The organism is Spongiibacter pelagi (assembly GCF_014705705.1).
Classification (GTDB): Bacteria; Pseudomonadota; Gammaproteobacteria; order Pseudomonadales; family Spongiibacteraceae; genus Spongiibacter; species Spongiibacter pelagi.
Genome location: NZ_JACXLD010000012.1, coordinates 11,624 through 34,311, shown reverse-complemented (window position 1 = coordinate 34,311; position 22,688 = coordinate 11,624). Strand labels below are relative to the sequence as shown.

Below are 22,688 nucleotides of genomic sequence, written 5' to 3'. Positions count from 1 at the left end.
AGGACGTTGATAGGCAGGGTGTGTAAGCGTTGTAAGGCGTTGAGCTAACCTGTACTAATTGCTCGTGAGGCTTGACCATATAATCAAGTGGTTTAGCCATCATAAAGACTTTGAAGAAAACAAAGTCGACTACACATCGATGTAGAAAGAAACTGTCCGACGGATTGTTTGCCCGCAAGGGAACGAGAGAAAACAGATTCAAGAATCAGCTTAATTACCGCCCTATTTGTGAGTGTGAGAGCCGGTCAACGCGACTATAAGACTCAAAGCATCACAAACCAGTTTGCCTGGCGACAATAGAGACATGGAACCACCTGATCCATCCCGAACTCAGAAGTGAAACGTGTCATCGCCGATGGTAGTGTGGGGTTTCCCCATGTGAGAGTAGGTCATCGCCAGGCTTCTAAATAAAACACCCCGGTCAGCGCAGCTGTCCGGGGTTTTTTATTTAGCCGGAGAAAATCTCTGTTCCGTAACGCAGCCAACGGCTGCCATGTGACAAGCCGATGTTCCTGCGGAACCGGCTTGGACGCCGAAGCAACGCGGAGGCGCCCGGAGGGGCAGAAGCGCAGCTTCTGCTCAAAGTAGGTCATCTGTTCGTCTAACTACCGCCAGCATCCAGGCGACTTAATGCAGGTCATCACTTTAATTTCCCCTGACCTTCTCCCGAATCTTAGCTTCCTCCCGGTACTTCATTCCCCATCTTTCTTGATTTTCCAGCATAGGCTACAATCCCCCACCCATTTTTGGGCCTAACTGAAATCGACGAGAGTAAGTCTAATGAAAACTGTTAAAGAAACTGAAAGCTACGCAATCCTGCAAAAGCGTAACGGTCGTTATGCCGTTCGTGCAAAAGGCCGTAAGTGGCTGAATGCTGATGAAAAAGTACAAGTACTGCTGGAAGCCGGTCTGATCAAACTGACTGAGCCAAAGCCAGCAGAGCCAGAAGCGGTTGCTGAAGAAGCACCTGCGGAAGAAGCTGCAGCCGAAGAAGCGGCTGAAGAAACTACTGAAGAGTAAGTTTCTGCCTCGCAAGTTTGAAACAAGAAGGCCCTGCTATGCGGGGCTTTTTATTTAAAGGGCTTTTGATTTATGCGCTTTTAATTTGAGGGCTTTCGTTTTACGAGGGAAAAATTACAAAGCGCTATATCAGTAAGTCTTGCGCTTTGAGATTTGAAATGACTTCGTGACCCGCTAGCGGTTTGCTGTAAAAAAAGCCCTGAACCTCATCGCATCCCATCTCAATAAGAATGTCCACTTGGCGTTGATTTTCGACACCTTCAGCGATAACGGGAAGGTTTAAAGCGTGCCCTAAATTAATGACTGAGCTGGCAATCGCCCGGTCTTCGGGATCTGTCTCTAAATCGTTTACAAAGGCACGGTCGAGCTTAAGCCCATCCAGTGGAAATCGTTTTAAGTAAGCGAGATTGGAATAGCCAGTGCCAAAATCATCAACGTAGATTTTAATGCCGAGTTCGGATAGTTCATTAAGAATATCCAACGTTTGCTCGGCGTTAATCGCTAGCACCGTTTCGGTGATTTCAATTGACAGTGCAGAAGGCGGAAGCGCAGAGCATTGCAGCGCGTTCTTTATCTTGCTCACTAACTCACTACTGAACTGCCTAGCTGAGACATTCACTGAAATTGGAATGCAGCCGTGCCCCAATGCTTGCCATTCTTTATGTTGTCGGCAGGCCTCGATGAGCGCCCACTCGCCAATAGAGTCAATTAGGTCAGATTGCTCTGCTATCGAAATAAATTTGTCCGGTGAAATCTGGCCGAGCTGCGGATTGTTCCAGCGCATCAGCGCTTCCATGCCGACAATGCGTTTATTGCAGAGTGCAACTTTGGCTTGGTAAAAAAGTTTAAGCTCGCCATTTTCGATGGCATTGTGAAGTGCGGTTTCGATAAACAGCTTTTCTTTCGCACTTTGGTTGAGCTCTTCAGTGAAGAAATGGAAGCGATTACGCCCCATCAGCTTCGCCTGATACATGGCGGCGTCGGCGTTACGGAACAGGTCTTCAAAATTTTCGCCATCTTGGTGGGCAATGGCTACCCCGATGCTGGCTCGGAGGACGACTGAATGGCCATTGACGTTGATGGCTTTATCAAAGGCCCATAAATATTGCTGTGCCAATAAGGACAAAATATCCGCGTCGGCATTCTCAAGGCATAGCGCAAACTCATCACCGCCGATTCTTGCTAATACATCGTTAGGACGCATTAAGCCCTTTAGGCGTTGTGCAATGGTTTTGATTACCTCATCGCCAGCGGCATGGCCTAAAGAGTCATTAATATTTTTAAAGTGGTCAACATCCAGCACCATAATGGCTAGCTGAGACTTGCTGGCGTCGTGCTGGGATATTTTCTCGACAAAGGTATTCCGCAGTTGATTTCGGTTAGCTAGACCGGTGAGCGGATCGAACAGGGTAAGAAAGTCTGCTTCTTCTTTGGCCTGCTTGGCTTTGCTGATATCGGTGGCGGTGTAGATAATATGGCTGAGTTGGCCGTTGATATCTTTGACGCCAGACAGTTTTATCTGGGCGGGGTAAGTTTCGCCGGACTTCCGCATCACGGTGGTTTCGCCCTGCCAGCTTCCTTTGCTATTGATAATGTCTTTGAGCTCTTCAAAGGCTTTGTCTGTACCGGGGATTTTTCCAAGGCTAAAGAAATCGACGCCAAGCACTTCTTGGCTGGTATAACCGCTGCTTTGGTAAAAGGCCAAATTGGCGCTGAGCACCTTCCAGCTTAGATCAAGAATCATCAGCGAGTCTTGAGCGTTGTTAATGACTTCAGCGGAAAGTGACAGCTGCTGATTTTTTATTCTGATTTCTCTGGCGTATGAAAGGTCATTGGCCAAGGTTTCTAATAACTTCACTAAATCAGGGGCAAAGGCATGGGATTGCTCGCTGTAGAGAGCAAGGCTGCCGATGACTTGTTTATTTTCATACAGAGGCAGTACTGCCATTGAGCCAATACCCAGTTTTTTCAGGTTGGTTCTGAAATCTTTGGTGCTATCGTCGGTTTGCGTGTCATTGCATACATAGGGCTTGCCAGAACGAAGTGACAGCCCGGTTGGGCCTCGGCCTTCCGGTATATCTGGATCAATGGAGAAGCGGACGTGTTGCAAAGTCTGCCACTTTGAGCCATTTCCGGTGACGGGGCGAACATCTTTGGACTCAAAATCAATATGCGCGATATACGTTGCGACAAACTCCCCGTGGGAAATAATAATCTTACAAATATCATCGTAGAGCTCGCTAATAGAGGTGTCTCTCACCATGGCTGAATGCAATTCCATCAACATGGTATAGAACGAAAGTAAGCGTAGGCGTTGGCCTTCCTTTTCTTGTAATTCCGTGTCGTCTTGCACTTCAGAAAGTACAAATTTGACCTTTTCATCTTTATCGAGAATCGGGACTAGGGCGTAGCGAATATGGCGCAGCTGATTGTTGTGGTTCTTAACAATGGCCTCGTGAGAAATTGTTGCCTTGGTACGAACGGCGGTTTCAAAATCGAATTTAAAAACCTCACCGGCATTGCTGACGGCGGGCAGCCAAGGGCCATTCCACGCTTTAAAGCCCCTTAGTTGCTCATTGCTCATGCCGCAAAATTGCTGAACCAGCGTATTGCATTCAATAAGGTCGCCGTCCGGGCTATAAAGCACCACCATCTGTAATTGGCGGTCGAAGAAAATTTTTAGGCGCTGATGCTGCTCTGCAATTTCATTGGTGATGTCTGAAAATTGCGTGCTTAGCAGGCGGATTTCCTTGGCGCCAGTAACAGGCTTTGGTGGTTTATCGAAATCTTGTTGCCAAGCTCGAATACTGTTGCCGAGTGTAAGCAGGGGAAGAATAATTGCGTAATGAATAAAGAAAGCGCCAATAAGAGCAAGCACTGAGCCTAATGCAATGATCAGCCAAAACTTTGAGCTAGCAGTGAAATTACCCTGCTCTAACACATAATTGCCCAGCGCAAAGCCTAGGGTCATGGCGATAATGACCGCAGGAATACTATGGCGGAGGCTTAGTGAAAACAAAGTGACGCCTTGGAGATGAAATTATTTAAGAAAAAATAGTAGCACTGAAGCGCTGCGCTGTAGAGGCGAAAGCCGATATTTTAAATGTGTAACGGAAATTGACCGAAGCATGGCATTGCCCTATAATTCCGCCTCCAGATTTAGGGGAAGGGGTTTTGGCCCATTCGCCGGGGCTGCGGATAGGTGGACCACATCTCGTCCGGGCAAGGATTTTTTGGAAGCCCCTCCTGCAGGGGCTTTTTCGTATCACCACGGTGTAGTTTTCGGTGTGCGACACAGGAATTTTTTAAGTGGGCCTCGGGCCCATTTTTTATTGGTGAATGATTCATGGCTGGCAAGTCTGACAAATTTGACACGCTGCTGCGCCCGAGCGTAGAGGCGCTGGGTTTCGAGTTCTGGGGAGTGGAATATCAGTCCCAGGGTCGTCACGCCAGCCTGCGAATCTATATCGACTCAGAAAACGGCATCACCGTAGATGACTGCGCCAAAGTCAGTCACCAGTTAAGCGGCGTGTTGGATGTGGAAGACCCCATCGCCAGCGATTACACCCTTGAAGTGTCGTCGCCGGGCATGGATCGACCACTTTACAATCTGGATCAGTTTCAGCGTTACATCGGCAGTGATGTCAGTGTGCGCCTGCGGATGGCCTTTGAAGGTCGGCGCAAATTTCTCGGGCGCTTGGTTGCGGTCGAAGATGAGGACGTCGTTTTGATGGTGGATGAGCATGAATATTTGCTGCCCATCGATCAAATCGATAAAGCGAATGTGGTGCCCCGCTTCTAGCGGGTTAACAGGATAATGAATGCACGGCATTCAGCCGGCTTTTTTGAACGAGGCGTGCAATGAGCAAAGAGATCTTGCTGGTAGCGGAAGCGGTTTCCAATGAAAAAGGTGTGTCGCGAGACATCATCTTCGAAGCCATTGAACAGGCGTTGGCAACGGCCACCAAGAAACGCTACGACGAGGATTCCGATATTACCGTGGTGATTGATCGTCACACCGGCGATTACGTTACCTACCGTCGCTGGCTGGTAATGCCAGATGATCAACTGGCGGAACTGGGTACCCAATTTACCTTGGAAGAAGCCCATGAGGTCGATACCAGTCTGAAAGCGGGCGATATCCACGAAGAAGTGGTTGAAAACGTCGGCTTTGGTCGTATCGCAGCGCAAACCGCCAAGCAAGTTATCGTGCAGAAAGTGCGCGATGCTGAGCGTGCGCAAGTGGTCGATCAGTACCGCGATCGCGTCGGTGAACTGATTAACGGCACCGTGAAAAAAGTGACCCGCGACAGCATTATTATTGATCTGGGTAACAACGCAGAAGCCCTGCTGCCTCGCGAAGAGCTGGTGGGTCGCGAAGTATTCCGCATCAATGATCGCGTGCGTGCCATTCTGCACGAAGTGCGTCCAGAAGCGCGTGGCCCGCAATTGTTCCTGAGCCGTGCTTGCCCAGAAATGCTGGTCGAATTGTTCAAAATTGAAGTGCCAGAAATTTCCGAGCAGGTTATCGAAATTCGCGCCGCTGCTCGCGATCCCGGCTCTCGCGCCAAAATTGCGGTTAAAACCAACGACGGTCGTATTGACCCTGTTGGCGCCTGTGTGGGTATGCGTGGTTCGCGTGTCCAAGCCGTATCCGGCGAACTCGGCAATGAGCGCGTAGATATTGTGCTGTGGGACGACAACCCAGCTCAGCTCGTAATTAACGCCATGGCTCCTGCAGAAGTGGAATCTATCGTTGTTGACGAAGATTCTCACACTATGGATGTGGGGGTGCAGGAAGATAACCTCGCTCAGTCTATTGGTCGTGCCGGACAAAACGTACGTTTGGCTAGCGAATTGACCGGCTGGACCATCAACGTAATGAGCGTTGATGAAATGGCCGAGAAGCACGAGCAGGAATCTGGCGAAATCATCGAAACCTTTATGAACGCCCTCGATATTGATGAGGATGTTGCCGAGGTATTGGTGGAAGAAGGCTTCACGACCTTGGAAGAAGTGGCCTATGTGCCGCTGGAAGAAATGGTCGCGATTGAAGGTTTTGATGAAGACATCGCGCAAGAGCTTCGCGCTCGTGCGAAAGATGCGCTGCTGACCCAAGCTATTGCCAGCGAAGAAAAGCTGGAAAGCGCTGAGCCTGCAGAAGATCTATTGAATATGGACGGCATGGAACGTCACCTCGCCTATGTGCTGGCAAGCAAAGGCATTGTGACTATGGAAGATCTGGCTGAACAGGCCGTTGAAGATCTTCTGGATATTGAAGACATGACCGAAGAGTTGGCGGCTGAACTGATTATGACCGCCCGTGCCCCGTGGTTTGCTGAAGACAGCGAATAATTCCACTTTAAGGGCCAGAGAGACGTTTTAGGGAGATTGATGAATGGCTGAAGTTACCGTAAGTCAGCTCGCCGAAGTTGTGGGTGCACCGGTAGAGCGCTTACTGCGGCAGATGAAAGAAGCCGGGCTGAAACACAGCGCGGCCGAGCAGGTTGTGTCTGACGAAGACAAACAAACCTTGCTGACCTACCTGAAGCGCAGTCACGGTGAATCCGCAGATGCGCCGCGCAAGATTACCCTCAAGCGCAAAACCATTAGCACCCTGAAAACAGGATCGGGTGCGAGCAAGAAGACCGTCAATATCGAAGTGCGCAAAAAACGTACTTACGTGAAACGCGATCCGGCGGAACTGGCGGCAGAAGCGGCAGCAGAAGAAGCGCGTCAACAGGAAGCGCTGGAAGCGGAAGCAGCCGAAGTTGAAGCGGTTGCCGAAGTGGTAGAAGAAGCGCCAGTGACTGAGGTTGTTGAAACGACTGTTGAAACCGTTGCTGAAGTTGCAGAACAAACCGCCGAGCCCGAGACAAAAGAGGAACCAGTTGCGGAAGAACCCGTTGCTGAAGAAGCGCCTGCGGTCGAAACCCCTGCTGAAGAGCCTGCTGAAACAGTAAAAGAAGTGGCTGAAGCGGCACCCGAAGCGGCTGAAGAACTGAAAACTGAGCCAGAAGAATCGGCGGCGATTGAAATCGATCCTGAAGTCTTGCGTCAGCGCGCTATTCTGCGCCGCAAGGAAGAAGAAGAGAAAGAAAAGCAACGCCGCGCTGAGTTGTTGGCCAAGAAAAAGCGTGAAGAAGAAGCCCGTGCTGAAAAAGAGAAGCGCGAGCGCGATAGTGCTGCAGACGCTAAAGGCAAAGGCAAGAAAGACGACAATCGCGGCCCACGCCATATGCGTGAAGCGCCCAAAAATGACGATGATTCACCACGCCGTCGCGGCAGCACTAAAGGTCGTAAGAGTCGTGATGACTTCGACGATGGCTTTGGTGACGATCGCCAAGGCGGTCGCCGTCGTAAGAAGACCCTGAAACTGCCAGAAGATGCGCAGCGTCACGGTTTCCAAACGCCGACCGACAAAATTATTTACGAGGTAAACATCTCGGAAACCATCACCCCAACTGAGCTGGCTTCACAAATGAAAGTGAAAGCGGCCGAGGTGATTAAAGAGCTGTTTAAAATGGGCATGATGGTGACCATCAACCAAGCGCTGGATCAGGAAACTGCCCAGCTAGTGGTTGAAGAAATGGGTCATAAGGTCAAGCTGGTATCCGATACTGCGGTTGAAGAAGCGCTGGAAGAAACGCTGACTTCTCACGGCGAGGGCACATTGCTGCCACGCGCGCCTGTGGTAACCGTTATGGGCCACGTTGACCACGGTAAAACCTCCTTGCTGGATTACATCCGCTCATCGCGTGTTGCCAGCGGCGAAGCCGGTGGTATTACCCAGCATATCGGTGCCTACCACGTAGAAACCGGTCACGGCATGATCACCTTCTTGGATACCCCCGGTCACGCGGCGTTTACTGCCATGCGTGCGCGCGGTGCCAAGAGTACCGATATCGTTATTCTGGTGGTGGCGGCCGATGACGGCGTAATGCCACAAACCGAAGAGGCTGTTGCCCACGCGCGTGCGGCTGGTGTGCCTTTGGTTGTTGCCATTAACAAAATGGACAAAGAAGCCGCTGATCCAGATCGCGTTAAAAACGAACTGGCGGCGAAAGACGTTATCCCAGAAGAATGGGGCGGCGATACTCAGTTTGTGCCGGTGTCTGCGCATACTGGTGACGGTGTAAGTGCGCTGCTGGATGCGGTATTGCTGCAAGCCGAACTGCTGGAACTGAAAGCGGCGGCGGATGTTCCAGCCCAAGGTCTGGTTATCGAATCGCGTCTAGATAAAGGTCGTGGTGCGGTTGCGTCTATCCTGATTCAAAGCGGCACCCTAAAGCAGGGTGATATCGTTCTTGCGGGTCAGTGCTACGGCCGTGTTCGTGCAATGCTGGATGAAAACGGTAAGCCGATTGATACCGCAGGCCCATCTATCCCGGTTGAAATTCTCGGTTTGGATGGCACCCCTGAAGCCGGTGATAACTTTGTTGTGGTTGAAAACGACAAGCGCGCCCGCGAAGTGGCTGATTTCCGTCAGCACCGTGAGCGTGAAAATCGCATCAAGCGTCAGCAAGCTGCCAAACTGGATCGCATGTTTGAAAGCATGGCGGCCGGTGAGCGCAAGACCTTGAACGTACTGGTTAAGGCCGACGTGCGCGGTTCGCTTGAAGCCATTCAGGCCTCGCTGCTGGATATCGGCAACGAAGAAGTTAACGTGAATATCGTTTCTGGTGGTGTCGGCGGTCTGACCGAAACCGATGTAAACCTGGCGATGACTGCCGGTGCGGTTATGTTCGGTTTCAACGTTCGTGCGGATTCAAGTGCGCGTAAGTTGGCTGAAAACGAAGGCGTAGACTTGCGTTACTACAGCGTTATTTACGACCTGATCGACGACGTTAAGCAGGCGCTGAGCGGTATGTTGAGCCCAGAAGTTCGCGAAGAAATCGTCGGCATTGCCGAAGTGCGCGATGTATTCCGCTCACCGAAGTTCGGCGATATCGCCGGTTGTATGGTGGTGGAAGGTACCGTTTACCGCAGCAAACCGATCCGCGTTCTGCGCGACGATGTGGTGATTTACGAAGGCGAGCTGGAATCTCTGCGTCGCTTTAAAGACGATGCCAGCGAGGTTAAAAACGGCCTTGAGTGTGGTATCGGTGTGAAGAACTACAAAGACGTGCGCCCCGGCGACAAGATTGAAGTCTTCGACGTGAAGGAGATTGCGCGCAGCCTCTAAGCGCGCCCTTTTACGATGAAAGAATTCAGTCGCACCGAACGCATTGCCGACTTCCTCAAGCGCGAGCTGGGCAGTTTGATTCAACTCGAACTGCGCGACCCGCGCTTGGGTATGGTCAGCGTGACCGATGCTGAGGTCAGTCGTGATCTCAGTCATGCCAAGGTCTATGTTACGGTGCTGGGCAAAAATACGGCGGAAGAAGCGGCCGAATCTGTCGCCGTATTGAATAAAGCGGCAGGTTTCCTGCGCAGCAAAGTCGCCCGTTTCAATAATGCTCGCACTACCCCCTCGCTGCATTTCTACTTCGATGCCAGCGTGGGTCGTGGCCAGCAACTTTCCAAATTGATCGACGATGCTATGGAAGCGGATCGCCGTTTTCACGAAGACGATCAGGATCCTTCCCAAGCATAAATTCGCACAATGGCAAGGCGACGCAAGGGCCGTCAGGTTGATGGCATTCTTATTTTAGATAAACCCACCGGCCGCACATCTAATGGTGTGATGGTTGCGGTGCGCGCCATCTACAACGCTCAAAAAGCCGGTCATACCGGTGCGCTCGATCCTCTCGCCTCCGGTGTGTTGCCTATCTGCCTTGGTGAAGCCACCAAGTTCTCGCAATATTTGCTCGATGCCGATAAAGCCTATTTAAGCGGCGTTCGCTTTGGTCAGCGTACCGATACGCTGGATGCTGAAGGTGAAGTGGTGGAAGAAAAGCCCTGCGGTGAATTAACAGCGGCGCAGGTGGAAGCGGCGCTGGTGGATTTTCGCGGCGATATCCTGCAAGTGCCGCCCATGTATTCGGCACTTAAACGCAATGGCCGCCCGCTCTATGAGCTGGCGCGAGCTGGTATTGAAGTCGAGCGCCCGGCGCGCCCCGCGCATATTTCGCGTTTCGATATGTTGGAATTCAACGCTAGCGAGGCGGCCTCTGGTCTGTTCGACGTCGCCTGTAGCAAAGGCACCTATATTCGTTCGCTGACCGATGATCTGGGGCAAGCTCTAGGAGTGGGTGCTCACATCCATAGCCTTCGCCGCACCCAGGCGGGGCCATTTAATCTCGAACAGTCCTATACGCTTGATCATATTCAAGCGCTTCGAGACCAGCAGGATTTTGATGGGCTAGATGCGCTTTTGCTACCAATCGAGTCGGCACTCGGCCATTTGCCTTCCATTACATTGCCGGAAACGACGGCTTATTACCTGCTTCAGGGGCAAGCTGTTCAGGCTAATGGCCTGCCGGAGTCCGGGCAAATTGTGTTGTTTGACGAGCAGCAACAATTTTTGGGCGTGGGCGAAGTACAAGAAGATGGCCGCCTCAAACCAAAGCGCCTGATCGCTCACTAAAAAGTGTTATCCCGCCAGTATTTATGTGATAATGCGCGGCCGAATTGGCTGCGTGCTGATTCGATCGAAATACGGGGTGAATTAACACCTCCGAACCTGTCTGTAGATATGCGCGGTCAGGCTCGATTTTCATCGCATATCATGACGAGGAAATGAACATGGCACTGTCTGCCGCTGAAAAAGCTGAAATCGTAAAAGAGTACCAAACTGCTGAAGGTGACACTGGCTCCCCTGAAGTACAGGTTGCCCTGCTGACCGTAAACATCAACAAACTGCAAGGTCACTTCGAAGGCAACAAGAAAGACCACCATTCCCGTCGCGGTCTGATCCGCATGGTTAACCAGCGCCGCAAACTGCTGGACTACCTGAAAGGTAAAAACCAAGAGCGCTACAGCACTCTGATCAAGCGTCTGGGTCTGCGTCGCTAAAACAAGAATAAGTGAGGGGGCCACTTGGCCCCTTCGTGCTATTTATCAGCCCTGAAAAGGGAGGAGTTAATTCGTGAATCCCATTACTAAAAGCTTCCAGTGGGGCGGTCAAACCGTAACCCTGGAAACCGGCCGTATCGCTCGTCAAGCGACTGGCGCGGTACTGGTCACCGTGGGTCAAACTCAGGTTCTGTGTACCGTTGTTGGTGCCAAATCTGCTAGCCCCGGCCAAGACTTTTTCCCACTGTCGGTACATTACCAAGAGCGTGCTTACGCAGCCGGTAAAATCCCCGGTGGTTTCTTCAAGCGTGAAGGTCGTCCTTCTGAGAAAGAGACCCTGACCTCTCGCCTGATCGATCGTCCAATTCGTCCGCTGTTCCCTAACGGCTTCAAGAACGAAGTCCAAGTTGTTTGTACCGTCATGTCAGCGGAAAAAGATGTCGATCCAGATATCGCTGCCATGCTGGGTACTTCTGCTGCCTTGGCGGTTTCAGGTATTCCTTTCTCAGGTCCTATCGGCGCAGCCCGCGTTGGCTTCACTGCGGAAGAAGGCTACCTGCTGAACCCAACTTACAGCCAACTGAAAACCAGCCTGCTGGACATGGTTGTTGCCGGTACTCAAGAGGCCGTGCTGATGGTTGAGTCAGAAGCACAAGAACTGACCGAAGATCAAATGCTGGGTGCGGTATTGTTCGCCCACCAAGAAATGCAAGCGGCGATTCAAGTGATTCGCGAGCTGGCCGCAGAAGCGGGCAAGCCTGCTTGGGATTGGCAGCCAGAAGCAGAAAACACCGAGCTGATGGGCGCGGTTGCTGATGGTTACAAAGCCGGTCTGGGCGATGCCTACCGCATCACCGACAAAATGCAGCGTTACGCCCAAGTGGGTGTGCTGCGTGACCAAGCGGTTGAGCAGCTGGCGGGTGGCGAAGCACCACAATTCAGCGCAGAAGACGTTAAAGGTGTTTTCGGCAAGCTGGAAAAACAAATTGTTCGTCAGCGTATCCTGAATGGCGAGCCCCGTATCGATGGTCGCGATGGTCGCACTGTTCGTCCAATCACCGTTGAAGTCGGCGTGCTGGATAAAGCCCACGGCTCTTCACTGTTCACCCGTGGTGAAACTCAGGCGATTGGTGTAGCGACTCTGGGTACCACCCGCGATGCGCAAATCATCGATGCGCTGGAAGGCGAGCGCAAAGACAACTTCATGCTGCACTACAACTTCCCTCCCTACTCAGTAGGTGAGTGTGGTCGTATGGGCGGTACTGGCCGTCGGGAAATCGGTCACGGCCGTCTGGCGCGTCGTGGTCTGGCTGCAGTTCTGCCAACAGCAGAAGAATTCCCGTACACCATTCGTGTGGTTTCAGAAATCACCGAATCAAACGGTTCTAGCTCCATGGCTTCCGTTTGTGTTGGCAGCCTGTCGCTGATGGATGCTGGTGTACCATTGAAAGCTCCGGTTGCCGGTATCGCCATGGGTCTGGTTAAAGAAGGCGAGCGCTTCGCCGTTCTGACCGACATCCTCGGTGACGAAGACCACCTCGGCGATATGGACTTTAAAGTTGCCGGTACCGCTGACGGTGTTACCGCACTGCAAATGGACATCAAGATCGAAGGTATTAACCAGAAGATCATGGAAGTGGCACTGGAGCAGGCGCAACAAGCCCGCTTGCACATCCTGGGTCAAATGAACCAAGTGCTGTCTGCGCCACGTGATGGTGTTTCAGACAACGCACCTTCTATGCATGTCATGAAAGTCGATTCCGACAAAATCCGCGACATCATCGGTAAAGGCGGCGCGACTATCCGCTCAATCACCGAAGAAACTGGTGCGCAGGTGGATATCGAAGACGACGGCACCGTACGTGTATACGGTTCTGACGCGGCTTCACGTGACGCTGCTGTGGATCGTATTCTGGCGATCACTGCAGAAGCGGAAGTGGGCGAAATCTACACCGGTACCGTTGCTCGCATCGTAGATTTCGGCGCGTTTGTGACCATTCTGCCGGGTAAAGACGGTCTGGTACACATCTCGCAAATCTCTAACGAGCGCGTGGAAAATGTCAGCGACTACTTGAGCGAAGGTCAGGAAGTTCGTGTGAAAGTACTGGACGTTGATCAACGCGGCCGCATCAAGCTTTCCATGAAAGAACTGGAAAACGCTGAGCAAGAGCAAGACGCTGCTGAAGAAACCGCTGAATAAATCGGTTTCTGGATTGATCCAAAGCCCCGCTTTTTAGCGGGGCTTTTTTTTTGCGCTAGATTTTTTAGAAATGATTTTTGTGGTCAGCGCCTCGTCATAATTTAAAAAAGGGCTGTTTTTTTACATTGCTGTGATAGTCTTGGGTGCATGGTCGGATTTGGCGACCAAGGTTCTCGTTCGACGAAACACGGCCGAGCGAAGAAAAAACAAATGGAAGGGGATATCAATGAAAAAAATTCTGTTGGCTTCAACACTAGCAATCGCGTCCAGTGCTTCTTTTGCTGTTGCGCCCGGCGGCCCAAACTGCGGCTGGGGTAATATGATGTTCCAAGGTCAGTCTGGCCTAGGCACACATATTGTTGCATCTATCACCAACGGCACCTCAGGTAACAACACTATTGGTATGACTCTGGGTACCAATGGCTGTTCGACTGATGGCACATTGACCTATGGCGGCAAGAAAATGGTCAATGTTGGCGCCATCATGGACGAGTTCTCTGAAGACGTAGCTCGCGGCGATGGTGAAGCGCTGACGGCTGTTGCTGTTTCCATGGGTGTTTCTGCAGAAGATCGCGCGCTGTTTAAAGCGACTCTGCACAATAACTTCGACACGCTGTTCCCAAGTGCGGAAGTTAACGCCGAGCAAGTGGTAGGTTCAATTTTTGAACTGATGCGTCAAGATGCGCGTTTGGCGAAATACGCTGCCTAATCGGGTAGATCGCAAAACCAAGAGCGGCCCCAAGTGGGCCGCTTTTTTTGTCTGGGATTTTTTGCGGTTAAAGACGGCATGGGAAAAGTAATAAAAAGTTTAGCGGTGTTCCTGATAGTGATTGTTGCGGGGTCGGCTTCGGCGGCAGAGCAAGCGATGTCGATGGAACATATTGCCCAGAGCCGAGCTTGGCAAACCTTATTACATATGCCGCGCTCTGGCGGTCCCAGCTATATTCGTGACCCCAGATTCTTCCTTGCTGAAAATGGGAGTGTCGACCCATTTGCCGAGTTGCAAGCCACACTTGCCGCATTTAAAGAGCAGCCAGAGCTGGCTTGTTTTTATCCGGCGAGACGCCAATTTTTACAGCAAGCGGGTTTAATGTCAGGCACAGCTGAACCGGTCTGCGAGGAATTTGATAGTTGGAGAAGTAAGTTAGATGTGCAGCGCATGGTACTGGTGCTGGCCTCGAGTTATTTGAACAGCCCTTCCTCCATGTATGGCCATACCTTCCTGCGACTTGATCCCGCGGGTGAACGATCCGCGTCGCCTTATTTGTCCTACGCGCTGAATTTTGGAGCGCGCATTCCCGCTGGTGAGAATGGCTTGCTCTATGCCTATAAAGGTATTTTTGGGGGCTACCCCGGTGTATTCAGTTTGCAGCCTTACTACGAAAAAATTCAGGAATATACCCGGCTGGAAAATCGGGATATGTGGGAGTATGAGCTGGATTTGAACTAGGGCGAAATTGATTTTCTGGTCAAGCATGGCTGGGAGTTAAACGGCATTCGCTTTGGGTATTACTTCTTTGATCAGAACTGTGCGTATCGCTTATTGGAGCTGTTGGAGGTGGCGCGCCCTTCCTTGGATTTAAGCAGTGGCTTTGATTATTACGCGATGCCCGTCGATACCATCCGACGTGTGGTGGATGAGGGGCTGGTGAAAGAAGTTGAGTTCCGCCCCTCAAAGCAACTGCAATTTGAACAGTTGATTGGCGGGCTTTCTGAGTCAGAAAAAGACTTGGTGGTTGCGCTCGCTGAGGGAAGAGAAGCGGTCGATGGCCAGAAAGTCTCAGCGCTAGCGCAAACAAAGCAGCAAGTGCTGATGGCTGCTTATCGTTTACTACGTTATCAGCACAATAAAAGCAGTAGAGACAGCGAGATTGCCAAGCGCAGTTTGACCCTGCTGCGCGCATCTCAAACCTTAGGCGAAATGCCCTATGCCAGCGCAGCGGCCCCCACTCGGCCTGATCTTGGGCATCCAACGTCGCAGTTTAATGTGGGGGCGGGTGTGCTTGAAGATCAGGAGTTTATCGATCTGCAATGGCGCATCAGCTACCACGACACCCTCGACCCGCTGGCGGGCTACCCGGTTGGCGCTGGTTTGGAAATGCTGCGAGTGGGCTTGCGCTGGCAGGATGATCAATTGAAACTGCAGGAGTTGGTGCCGGTGGATATTCGTTCGCTGTCGCCACGCAGTCAGTTTGCTAAGGGACTGAGCTGGGGAGTCAAAGGTGGGCTTGAGCGTATACCAAGTGCGGAGCATTCGCTGAAAACTGGCCTGCAAGGAGACGTGGGCGGAAGTTGGCGAGAGTTGGGCGGCACCAGCTATGTTCTGGTTCGGCCGCGATTGGAATACAACCCGGAATCAGCGGTTAATTGGCAGCTTGGCCTTGGTGGTGTGGTGGGGCAGCTTTGGCAGGGCGAGCGTATTTCTGCGGAGCTGTCGGCGGAGTACTTGGATTTCACCACGGCAGCCAGCCGAACGCGGTATCAGTTTGGCATGAATCTTAAGTTGCAACATGCGCAGTCCTTGAGATTGAGCCTAGACTACAGCCGACAACAGGGCGAAGAGTTCACCGAGGCCAAATTGGCATGGCGCCGATATTTTTAACTCTCAAGAGCCTGCTTCCAAAGATATTAGGCATCGTACTGATCTGCCTAAGTCTTTCTGCTTGCGAGTCCCTATTGTTTTATCCGATGAAGCCATTGCTTCGTACTCCGGATCAAATTGGCTTGCGATACGACGATGTACAGCTGAGTTCGCGCGATGGCACCCAACTTCATGCTTGGTGGTTGCCGGCAAGCAAAGATCCTTCGGCAACCATCCTGTTTATTCATGGCAATGCCGAAAACATCAGCACCCATATTGCCAGCGTGATGTGGTTGCCAGCGGAGGGTGTCAATGTACTGCTGCTGGATTATCGAGGCTACGGGCAGTCGGGCGGGGTGCCGACTATCGCTGGAGCGATTGAAGATGTGCAGGCGGGCTTAGATTATCTTGCCGCTTCATCGGTGCCGGTGATTGTGTTGGGGCAGAGTTTAGGGGCGAGCCTTTCCGGTGTGGCGGTTGGCGCCGAGAATCCCTGTACTCGAGAACAGCGCTGGCCGAATTTAACGGCAGTGGTATTAGATGCGGGCTTCAGCCGTTACAGCAAAATAGCCAAGGAGGTAGCGGCGGGCAATTGGTTGACCTATTTATTCCAGTGGCCGGCGGCTTGGGCGATGCCCTCCGGAATGGATTTGGAAGACGCGATAGAAAATATTTCGCCGCTGCCGGTATTCATTATCCACGGTAAAAATGACGAGGTAGTGCCAGTATCACATGCTGAAGCATTAATGCGAGCGGCCCGCGAACCCAAGCAATTACTGGAATATGAAGGCGGTCATATCCAAACGTTCGGCTTGGAAGAAAATCGCCAGCAGCTTATGGCTTTTATAAAAAGCGCACATCTGCCGCCAGTTTCAATTTGCCAGTAAGTTAAATAGAGCCGCTTCAAACTAGCGTGTGGCGTAAGGGTTCACAATCCTCAAGCAATTATCTACCAACAACCCGTTTTGCATGTCTTCGCTATACAGGGTTTTTGCGCCGCTTGTTAGCGCTGCTGCAACGATCATCGCGTCGTAAATAGAAAATCCGTATCGATCAATCAGATCTACGCCTAAATCGTGAGTCTCGAGTGTTAGTGGTATTACGTTGCAAGAACGGCGCACGGCGTTAAGTACATCTGCCGATTCTTGTTGTGTTAAGCCGAGCTTGCGTGTGGCTACGGAAAGAAACTCATTAAGAACTTGGACACTGACTGTGCCGCCGCGAGTCACAATTTGTTCTGAGAGGTCTGCTTTGTAGTCATCAGCCGAAAGCAGATAGATAATAATATTGGTATCTAGGAAGGGCTTATCTTTCATGTGCGTCCAAGCGGTCGAACTTGAAGTCGGCAGGCACACGACCGCGCATAGCGCGAACACGTTTTAGTAATTCCGCTTGCCCTTCTTTTTTTACAACACTAAAGGCGCGATCACCCTCAGCGTGAAGTTCAATTTCGTCGCCTTCGTTAAGCTTTAACAGCTTGATCACATCGCTAGGTAGACGTACGGCTAAGCTATTGCCCCATTTTGCAACTTTCATATTTACGTCCATTGGATATACGTATTTTAAATGTATATCCAATCGGGTCTTCTGGCAATAAGGGCGGCTTAGCTATTTCTTGGCAATACCTACTTCTTACCAAAGACTATTTCTTCCCAAAGCCTATTTTTTTCCAAAGAACATCCCAGTCAAAGATTCCAAATTATTGGCGATATTGGCCGGGGCGCGCTTAAGCAAGCCACCTGAGGCGGCATCGACAAAGGATTCGGTAACGCCATCGCGCACGTGATCTTTCACCTTTGGCAACACCTCCACAACGCCATCACTCACACCGTCTTTAACCCGCTCCTGGGCTTCAGGCAGTAATTTCTCATCAATGTATTGTTCGAGCTTAGGCAGCGCGAAATATTTCAAAATCACGGCAGCCAGGGCCAGTGTGAACAGGCTTGAGAGCAGGGCGGTTAACACAATGGCAAACATGTTTAAGCCTCGTTATGGGCGGTAACAAACCAAATGCGGGTGGGGAAGTGCAGGCTGCCGTCTTGGAAATAAGGCGCAAGCGCTTCCATTATGCTGCCGTGAGCGGCGGCTTTAATCTCTTCTGAGTGTTCTTTCAAAAGCCGCGATGCGGGACCAATTTTTGACATCGCGGCGGTCAAATTATCGAGCGTGTCATCCTCACCCATTTTCAGTGTAGTCGTGAATTCCTCAATAACAATTTGGCCAAAGCCAGCGGCGTCAAGAATGCCGGTGAGCCGAGCGGGGTCGGCAAAGGCAAACGGGCCGGGCGCGTTAGGATCGCTGGCCTCGGGTGCGGGCACATGCTTCAACACCGCCGCCAGAGGCGCAGAAAAGAAAGGATTGGCTTTGGGGCTGGGCCAGCAGGAGAAGCCTAATTTACCGTCGGGCTTGAGTGCGGTGCGCAGATTGCGAAAAGCGGTTTCGGGCTCATCAAAAAACATTACCCCAAAACGTGAAAACAGCAGATCAAATTGTGCCGGTTCAAAAGCATATTCTTGCGCATCAGCCTGAATAAAATCCAGCTCAGCGGAGTCGGCAGAGGCAGGTCTGGTGCGGGCTACGTGCAAGAGCGGTTCTGAAATATCCAGCCCAACCACTTTACCGTTTTTGCCCAATCGCTCAGCAAGTAACAAGCTCTGACTGCCGCCACCGCAGCCAATATCCAAAGCGCTTTGACCAGCTTGAGGATTAATGTGCTCGAGAAGGCCTTCGGCAATGGGTTTAAGCAAGGTGGCCATTAACTCGTCTTGCGTTGCCCAATGTTGGCCGGCGTCGCCGTTCCAGTATTCTTTTTGTTCGCGGTTACTCATGGGGAATCCTGAATGCAATATTTTCTATAACGATGCCTGCTCCAGCGTAATTAATCCAGCGCAGATTTAGCTAAGCCCTTGATCTTATTGGGTGAGCGTGATGAAGTGAAGAAAGATGTTAGACAGTTGAGGGCTCAAGCAAATGGCAGAACAAGCTGACCTGATCATTTTCGGCGCCCGTGGCGATTTGGCGGGGCGCAAGTTATTCCCTGCCTTGTATCAATTGGATTACTGCGAGCTGCTTTCGCCGAAAACCCGCATCGTTTGTGTGGCGCGGGATGCCATGCCCCGCGAGACTTTCCTTGAAAGCTTGCAGCCCAAGTTGCAGTCGCAAATTCAGCCTGAACGCTGGACTGAACAACAGTGGCAAAAATTTGCCAGCCGTATTGTTTATGTTCATTTGGATTTCAATTCGGCGGAGGACTATGTTCGCCTTGCGGCAGAGCTGCATTGCGCGGTGCGTATTTATTATCTGGCAACGCCGCCGAGTTTATTTGGTCCAATTTGTCAGGCCTTGGGCGAGCATCAATGCCTGAATGACGACAGCCGTATCGTTTTGGAAAAACCCATCGGTCATGATCTGGCCAGCAGCGTGGCGGTGAATGAAACCGTCGCTAAATATTTCAGTGATGAAAATACCTACCGCATCGATCATTATCTCGGCAAAGAAACCGTACAAAATTTATTAGTGCTGCGCTTTGCCAATCGCTTTATTAATACCCAATGGGATCAGAGTTGCATTGATCATGTGCAGATCACCGTGGCGGAAACGGTGGGCATTGAGGGGCGCTGGGGGTATTACGACAAGGTTGGTCAGTTGCGCGATATGGTGCAAAACCACCTTATGCAGCTCCTGTGTTTGGTGGCAATGGAAGCACCCAATTCCATGACCGCTGAAAGCATTCGCGATGAAAAAATCAAAGTGCTGCGGGCGCTGCGCCCCATTGATGAAAACACCATCACTACCCATACCGTGCGCGGCCAATATGCGGCGGGTTATATGGGCGGGCAGCCGGCGCGGGGTTATCTCAACGAAGATGATTGCACGGTTGAGCAGAGTGATACCGAAACCTTTGTTGCCATTAAAGCGCATATTGATAACTGGCGCTGGGCCGGGGTGCCTTTCTATTTGCGCACCGGCAAACGCATGGCGGAAAAACTCACCGAAGTGGTGATCAGCTATAAAGCGCTGCCGCACAATATTTTTTCGGGTAACCCCGCATCGAATAACCGACTGGTGATTCGCCTGCAACCCAATGAAGGTATCGAAATGCGTATGGTCTCCAAGCTTCACAGTTTGCGTGACCGTATGGCGCTGGTGAAACAGGATCTTAACCTCGACTTCTTGGGCAGCTCGGCAATGGGCCGCATTCCTGAAGCCTATGAGCGCTTATTTCTCGACGTAATCAGTGGTGATCAATCGCTGTTTGTAGGGCGAGAAGAAGTAGAAGAATCTTGGCGTTGGGTCGATGGCGTGGTCGAGGCGTGGAAGCGCCAAAATATGGAAGTGCGGAAATATCAGGCCGGCTCGTGGGGGCCGGCCAAAAGTGAGCTGCTAATCGAGAAAGATAACCGCAGCTGGCATGGGTAAACACATTAAAACCTAAACCCCAATTCCAACTCATAACTCACCGCCGGATAAGCACCGCCAAAATGGGTACCCCGGAATGCGGGCGCATCCTGTGCGCCAGCGAGATACTCATGGTTGGTGATATTGTCGCCAAACAGCATCAGGTGCCAGCTCTCATCAGGCGCCTTAATCCCCGCCTGCAAGCCATACACCGTTGAGGCTTCGCGTATATCAATCGGGTCTAGGTCGGTCGCAAGGGCAACATCGCTGGAATAACTGGCGGTAAAGCCGAGGATCGTTTGAAACGGCAGGCCGAAAGGCTGGCCTTGATAGCCCGCAGTCAGCGTGGTTTTTAACTCCGGCACCAGCCGCAAACGTTTACCGCTTAAATCGCAGGGCGGTGGGTTGCTCACTTCGGCGTCACAAGGTGCGTTTTTGAATTCATCGTAATAGGCGTCGGTGTAAGCGCCATTAATGCCCAGCAAAATGCCATAGCGAGTGAGTAACATCGCTTCATATTCCAGCCCTTGAATGGTGGCGGAGGCGGCATTGCCAACTACATAACTGACACCATTAAAGGTGGCGACTTGCAGGCCATCGAATTCAGTTCTAAATGCCGCAAGATTGAGCCGCGCTGCACCGGAAAGCCATTCAGACTTCAGCCCGACTTCATAGGTTAGTGCATCTTCTTCATCAAATTCCAATTGTTTGTCATTAACGGGCTGGGCATTAAATCCGCCAGATTTATAGCCTCGGGCCACGGTGATATAGCTCATTACATCGTCATCAAACGCATATTGCAGAGACGCCTTGGGGATAATATTGAAATCATCTCTTTGCCGTTGTGCGCTGAATTGGGTATCGCCAGAAATAATAAATGGAAAAATAGTCGCCCCCAGCGGGGATGGCCCAAGCCCATAATTAATTAGCGGCAGGCCGCCGGTGCTGAGCACCGCATTGCCGGTTTGACCGGTGCGGTTATTGAGTAAGGTGTGAGCGACATCGAGCGTTTTTTCTTCGTAATTAAAGCGGCTGCCAAATGTGAGAGTTAGGTGCTTGGTCAGATGCCAGTTGGCTTGGCCAAACAAGGCTGCGCTATCGGTGACCTGATTGAAATGAGTGAATGAGGTTTCCACCGCACTAACGCCGCCTTCTAATGCCAAGCGTGCTTGAATCGTTTGTGCGGCCAAAGCGCCGCTATTGGCATCATCTAATACCGCATCTTGGCAGGATTTCGGATCGGGGCTTTGCAAGCAAATCATGCGCTCTCCTTCGCCAGTGACCTGCAGAATTTCAGTGAGTAGAAGTTGCTCGGTGATATCGTAAGTGGTGCTGAGATCGGTGTGCATGTAATACAAGCCGGCAACATACTCAAACTTACCCGGCGCTGAGGTAAAGCGAAGCTCCTGGCTGAATTGGCGCAGGTCTTCGTCGTTATCCAAAATCAAAAACGGAATGGGCGAAAAATCCGCATCAAAGCTCAGATCTTCATCCATCCATGTGTAATTACTGATGCTGGTGAGCATACCGCCACCAAGACTCCAATCGACTTTTACCGTGCTATCCCAAGTTTCCCGGCTGGCCATGCCGGGGTGATCCAGCGCATTGCGCTCGTCATAAGCATTGGCATCGGTTTGTGGATCAAAGGCCTGCATGGCCGCCAGTGCTCGACCGCGCGCCGCAATCAGCTGGGTGCCGGGGCCGTGCTGATTCACCACGCCGCCATTAAGAGTAAAACCAATGCTCAGTGAATCGGTGGCGTCCCAATTCAGGCGCAGGCGAGCGCCTTGGGTGTCGCGGTTTTCTTCATCAATACCAGTGGTGGTGTTATCAATGCTGCCATCACGCTGGTCACTCATCAGCGCTAGCCGCCAAGTGAGAGATTCGGTCAGCGGCCCAGTAGCGGTAACGCGATAGCGCTGTAAATTATTTTCGCCGAGCAACACATCACCATTCACGCCGAACTCGTGTTCAGGTTGTGCAGTACGAAAGTGAATAGCACCGGCGGAGGAGTTTTTACCGAACAGCGTGCCTTGGGGGCCGCGCAGCACCTCAATGGCCGATAAATCCATCAAGCCCTGAGTAATATAAGAAGCGCGCCCGTAAAACACTTCATCAATCAAAATAGCAACGGATTGCTCAAAACCCCGGTTATAACTGGAGCCAAGACCGCGCATATAAATGCTGGGGAAAGACGGAATGGCCAAAATGTCGAGATTGGGAACGTAGTTCGCCACCTCATTCATGTCGCCCATGTTTTTATCCACAATATCGTCGCCGCCAATGGCGGTGACCGAAAGCGGAACGGATTGCACGTCTTCTTCGCGCTTCTGGGCGGTAACCACAACCTCTTCCAAGGCCATGCGTGGCTTGGTTTGGGCGAACGCGTTTGGGATGAAACTGGTAACAGCCAAGATGGCTAAAAAAGAAACAGGTTTGGACATAAATTTTCTAATTATCTGATTTTGTGAGAGAACTACTCGATGCTGGGCCTCAGCATCGGTAATCTGCAAGGGTGAGTCAAGTTATTGG

Annotated in this window: 18 protein-coding genes, 2 rRNA genes and 1 pseudogene; 15 read left to right on the top strand and 6 right to left on the bottom strand. The window is 51.5% G+C overall.

What is annotated here, in order from left to right; all coding sequences use genetic code 11:
- The 3 genes from IB286_RS14115 to IB286_RS14105 all read left to right on the top strand — a co-directional run.
- Nucleotides 1-79: ribosomal RNA gene (locus IB286_RS14115) — 23S ribosomal RNA — on the top strand; the annotation flags it as partial.
- Between the two features lie 207 nt (nt 80-286).
- Nucleotides 287-401, top strand: a 5S ribosomal RNA gene (gene rrf / locus IB286_RS14110).
- Nucleotides 402-780: 379 nt separating this feature from the next.
- Complete coding sequence (locus IB286_RS14105) at nt 781-1,020, top strand: hypothetical protein (RefSeq protein ID WP_190766628.1); 240 nt, start codon at nt 781-783, stop codon at nt 1,018-1,020.
- A gap of 124 nt (nt 1,021-1,144) precedes the next feature.
- On the opposite strand, the gene IB286_RS14100 is transcribed toward IB286_RS14105, so the two are convergent.
- A complete protein-coding gene (locus tag IB286_RS14100; protein WP_190766626.1) occupies nt 1,145-4,039 on the bottom strand; it encodes an EAL domain-containing protein in 2,895 nt (964 codons plus the stop codon).
- 327 nt (nt 4,040-4,366) lie between these two features.
- Here IB286_RS14100 and rimP point away from each other — a divergent pair, with 327 nt between their 5' ends.
- The 11 genes and pseudogenes from rimP (at nt 4,367) to IB286_RS14045 (ending at nt 16,645) form a co-directional block, all read left to right on the top strand.
- Nucleotides 4,367-4,822, top strand: coding sequence for a ribosome maturation factor RimP (gene rimP, locus IB286_RS14095; protein ID WP_190766624.1), 456 nt, complete (start codon nt 4,367-4,369; stop codon nt 4,820-4,822).
- 59 nt (nt 4,823-4,881) lie between these two features.
- Entirely contained in the window at nt 4,882-6,375 is a 1,494-nt protein-coding gene (nusA, locus tag IB286_RS14090; protein WP_190766622.1) for a transcription termination factor NusA, read from the top strand.
- Nucleotides 6,376-6,418: 43 nt separating this feature from the next.
- Entirely contained in the window at nt 6,419-9,205 is a 2,787-nt protein-coding gene (infB, locus tag IB286_RS14085; protein ID WP_190766621.1) for a translation initiation factor IF-2, read from the top strand.
- 15 nt (nt 9,206-9,220) lie between these two features.
- Complete coding sequence (rbfA, locus tag IB286_RS14080) at nt 9,221-9,616, top strand: 30S ribosome-binding factor RbfA (RefSeq protein WP_190766619.1); 396 nt, start codon at nt 9,221-9,223, stop codon at nt 9,614-9,616.
- A gap of 9 nt (nt 9,617-9,625) precedes the next feature.
- A complete protein-coding gene (truB, locus tag IB286_RS14075; RefSeq protein WP_190766617.1) occupies nt 9,626-10,549 on the top strand; it encodes a tRNA pseudouridine(55) synthase TruB in 924 nt (307 codons plus the stop codon).
- Between the two features lie 158 nt (nt 10,550-10,707).
- A complete protein-coding gene (rpsO, locus tag IB286_RS14070; RefSeq protein WP_190766615.1) occupies nt 10,708-10,977 on the top strand; it encodes a 30S ribosomal protein S15 in 270 nt (89 codons plus the stop codon).
- A gap of 73 nt (nt 10,978-11,050) precedes the next feature.
- The gene (pnp, locus tag IB286_RS14065; protein ID WP_190766613.1) at nt 11,051-13,177 is read left to right on the top strand and encodes a polyribonucleotide nucleotidyltransferase; all 2,127 of its coding nucleotides are present in this window, start codon (nt 11,051-11,053) and stop codon (nt 13,175-13,177) included.
- A 226-nt stretch (nt 13,178-13,403) separates the two neighbouring features.
- Nucleotides 13,404-13,886: a DUF3015 domain-containing protein gene (locus IB286_RS14060; protein ID WP_190766611.1), complete on the top strand. Its 483-nt coding sequence runs from the start codon at nt 13,404-13,406 to the stop codon at nt 13,884-13,886.
- A gap of 78 nt (nt 13,887-13,964) precedes the next feature.
- Nucleotides 13,965-14,801 (top strand): annotated as a pseudogene (locus IB286_RS15875) (Lnb N-terminal periplasmic domain-containing protein); the annotation flags it as partial.
- The gene (locus IB286_RS15870; RefSeq protein ID WP_450097561.1) at nt 14,784-15,779 is read left to right on the top strand and encodes a DUF7840 domain-containing protein; all 996 of its coding nucleotides are present in this window, start codon (nt 14,784-14,786) and stop codon (nt 15,777-15,779) included. The pseudogene IB286_RS15875 and the gene IB286_RS15870, both read left to right, overlap by 18 nt.
- A gap of 86 nt (nt 15,780-15,865) precedes the next feature.
- Nucleotides 15,866-16,645 carry an alpha/beta hydrolase gene (locus IB286_RS14045; RefSeq protein WP_190766607.1) on the top strand — a complete coding sequence of 260 codons (780 nt, stop codon included), beginning with the start codon at nt 15,866-15,868 and terminating at the stop codon, nt 16,643-16,645.
- A gap of 21 nt (nt 16,646-16,666) precedes the next feature.
- Here IB286_RS14045 and IB286_RS14040 read toward each other — a convergent pair whose 3' ends face one another.
- From IB286_RS14040 to IB286_RS14025, 4 genes are all read right to left on the bottom strand, one after another.
- Nucleotides 16,667-17,074 carry a PIN domain-containing protein gene (locus tag IB286_RS14040; RefSeq protein ID WP_190766605.1) on the bottom strand — a complete coding sequence of 136 codons (408 nt, stop codon included), beginning with the start codon at nt 17,072-17,074 and terminating at the stop codon, nt 16,667-16,669.
- A complete protein-coding gene (locus IB286_RS14035; protein ID WP_190766603.1) occupies nt 17,064-17,294 on the bottom strand; it encodes an AbrB/MazE/SpoVT family DNA-binding domain-containing protein in 231 nt (76 codons plus the stop codon). The genes IB286_RS14040 and IB286_RS14035 overlap by 11 nt, the downstream gene beginning before the upstream one ends.
- A gap of 123 nt (nt 17,295-17,417) precedes the next feature.
- Nucleotides 17,418-17,735: a hypothetical protein gene (locus IB286_RS14030; RefSeq protein WP_190766601.1), complete on the bottom strand. Its 318-nt coding sequence runs from the start codon at nt 17,733-17,735 to the stop codon at nt 17,418-17,420.
- 2 nt (nt 17,736-17,737) lie between these two features.
- A complete protein-coding gene (locus IB286_RS14025) occupies nt 17,738-18,586 on the bottom strand; it encodes a class I SAM-dependent methyltransferase (protein WP_190766599.1) in 849 nt (282 codons plus the stop codon).
- 142 nt (nt 18,587-18,728) lie between these two features.
- On the opposite strand from IB286_RS14025, the gene zwf reads away from it, so the two are divergent.
- Nucleotides 18,729-20,177, top strand: a complete 1,449-nt coding sequence (zwf, locus tag IB286_RS14020) for a glucose-6-phosphate dehydrogenase (protein ID WP_190766596.1) — start codon at nt 18,729-18,731, stop codon at nt 20,175-20,177.
- A 5-nt stretch (nt 20,178-20,182) separates the two neighbouring features.
- On the opposite strand, the gene IB286_RS14015 is transcribed toward zwf, so the two are convergent.
- Nucleotides 20,183-22,600 carry a TonB-dependent receptor gene (locus tag IB286_RS14015; RefSeq protein WP_190766595.1) on the bottom strand — a complete coding sequence of 806 codons (2,418 nt, stop codon included), beginning with the start codon at nt 22,598-22,600 and terminating at the stop codon, nt 20,183-20,185.
- Between the last annotated feature and the right edge of the window lie 88 nt (nt 22,601-22,688).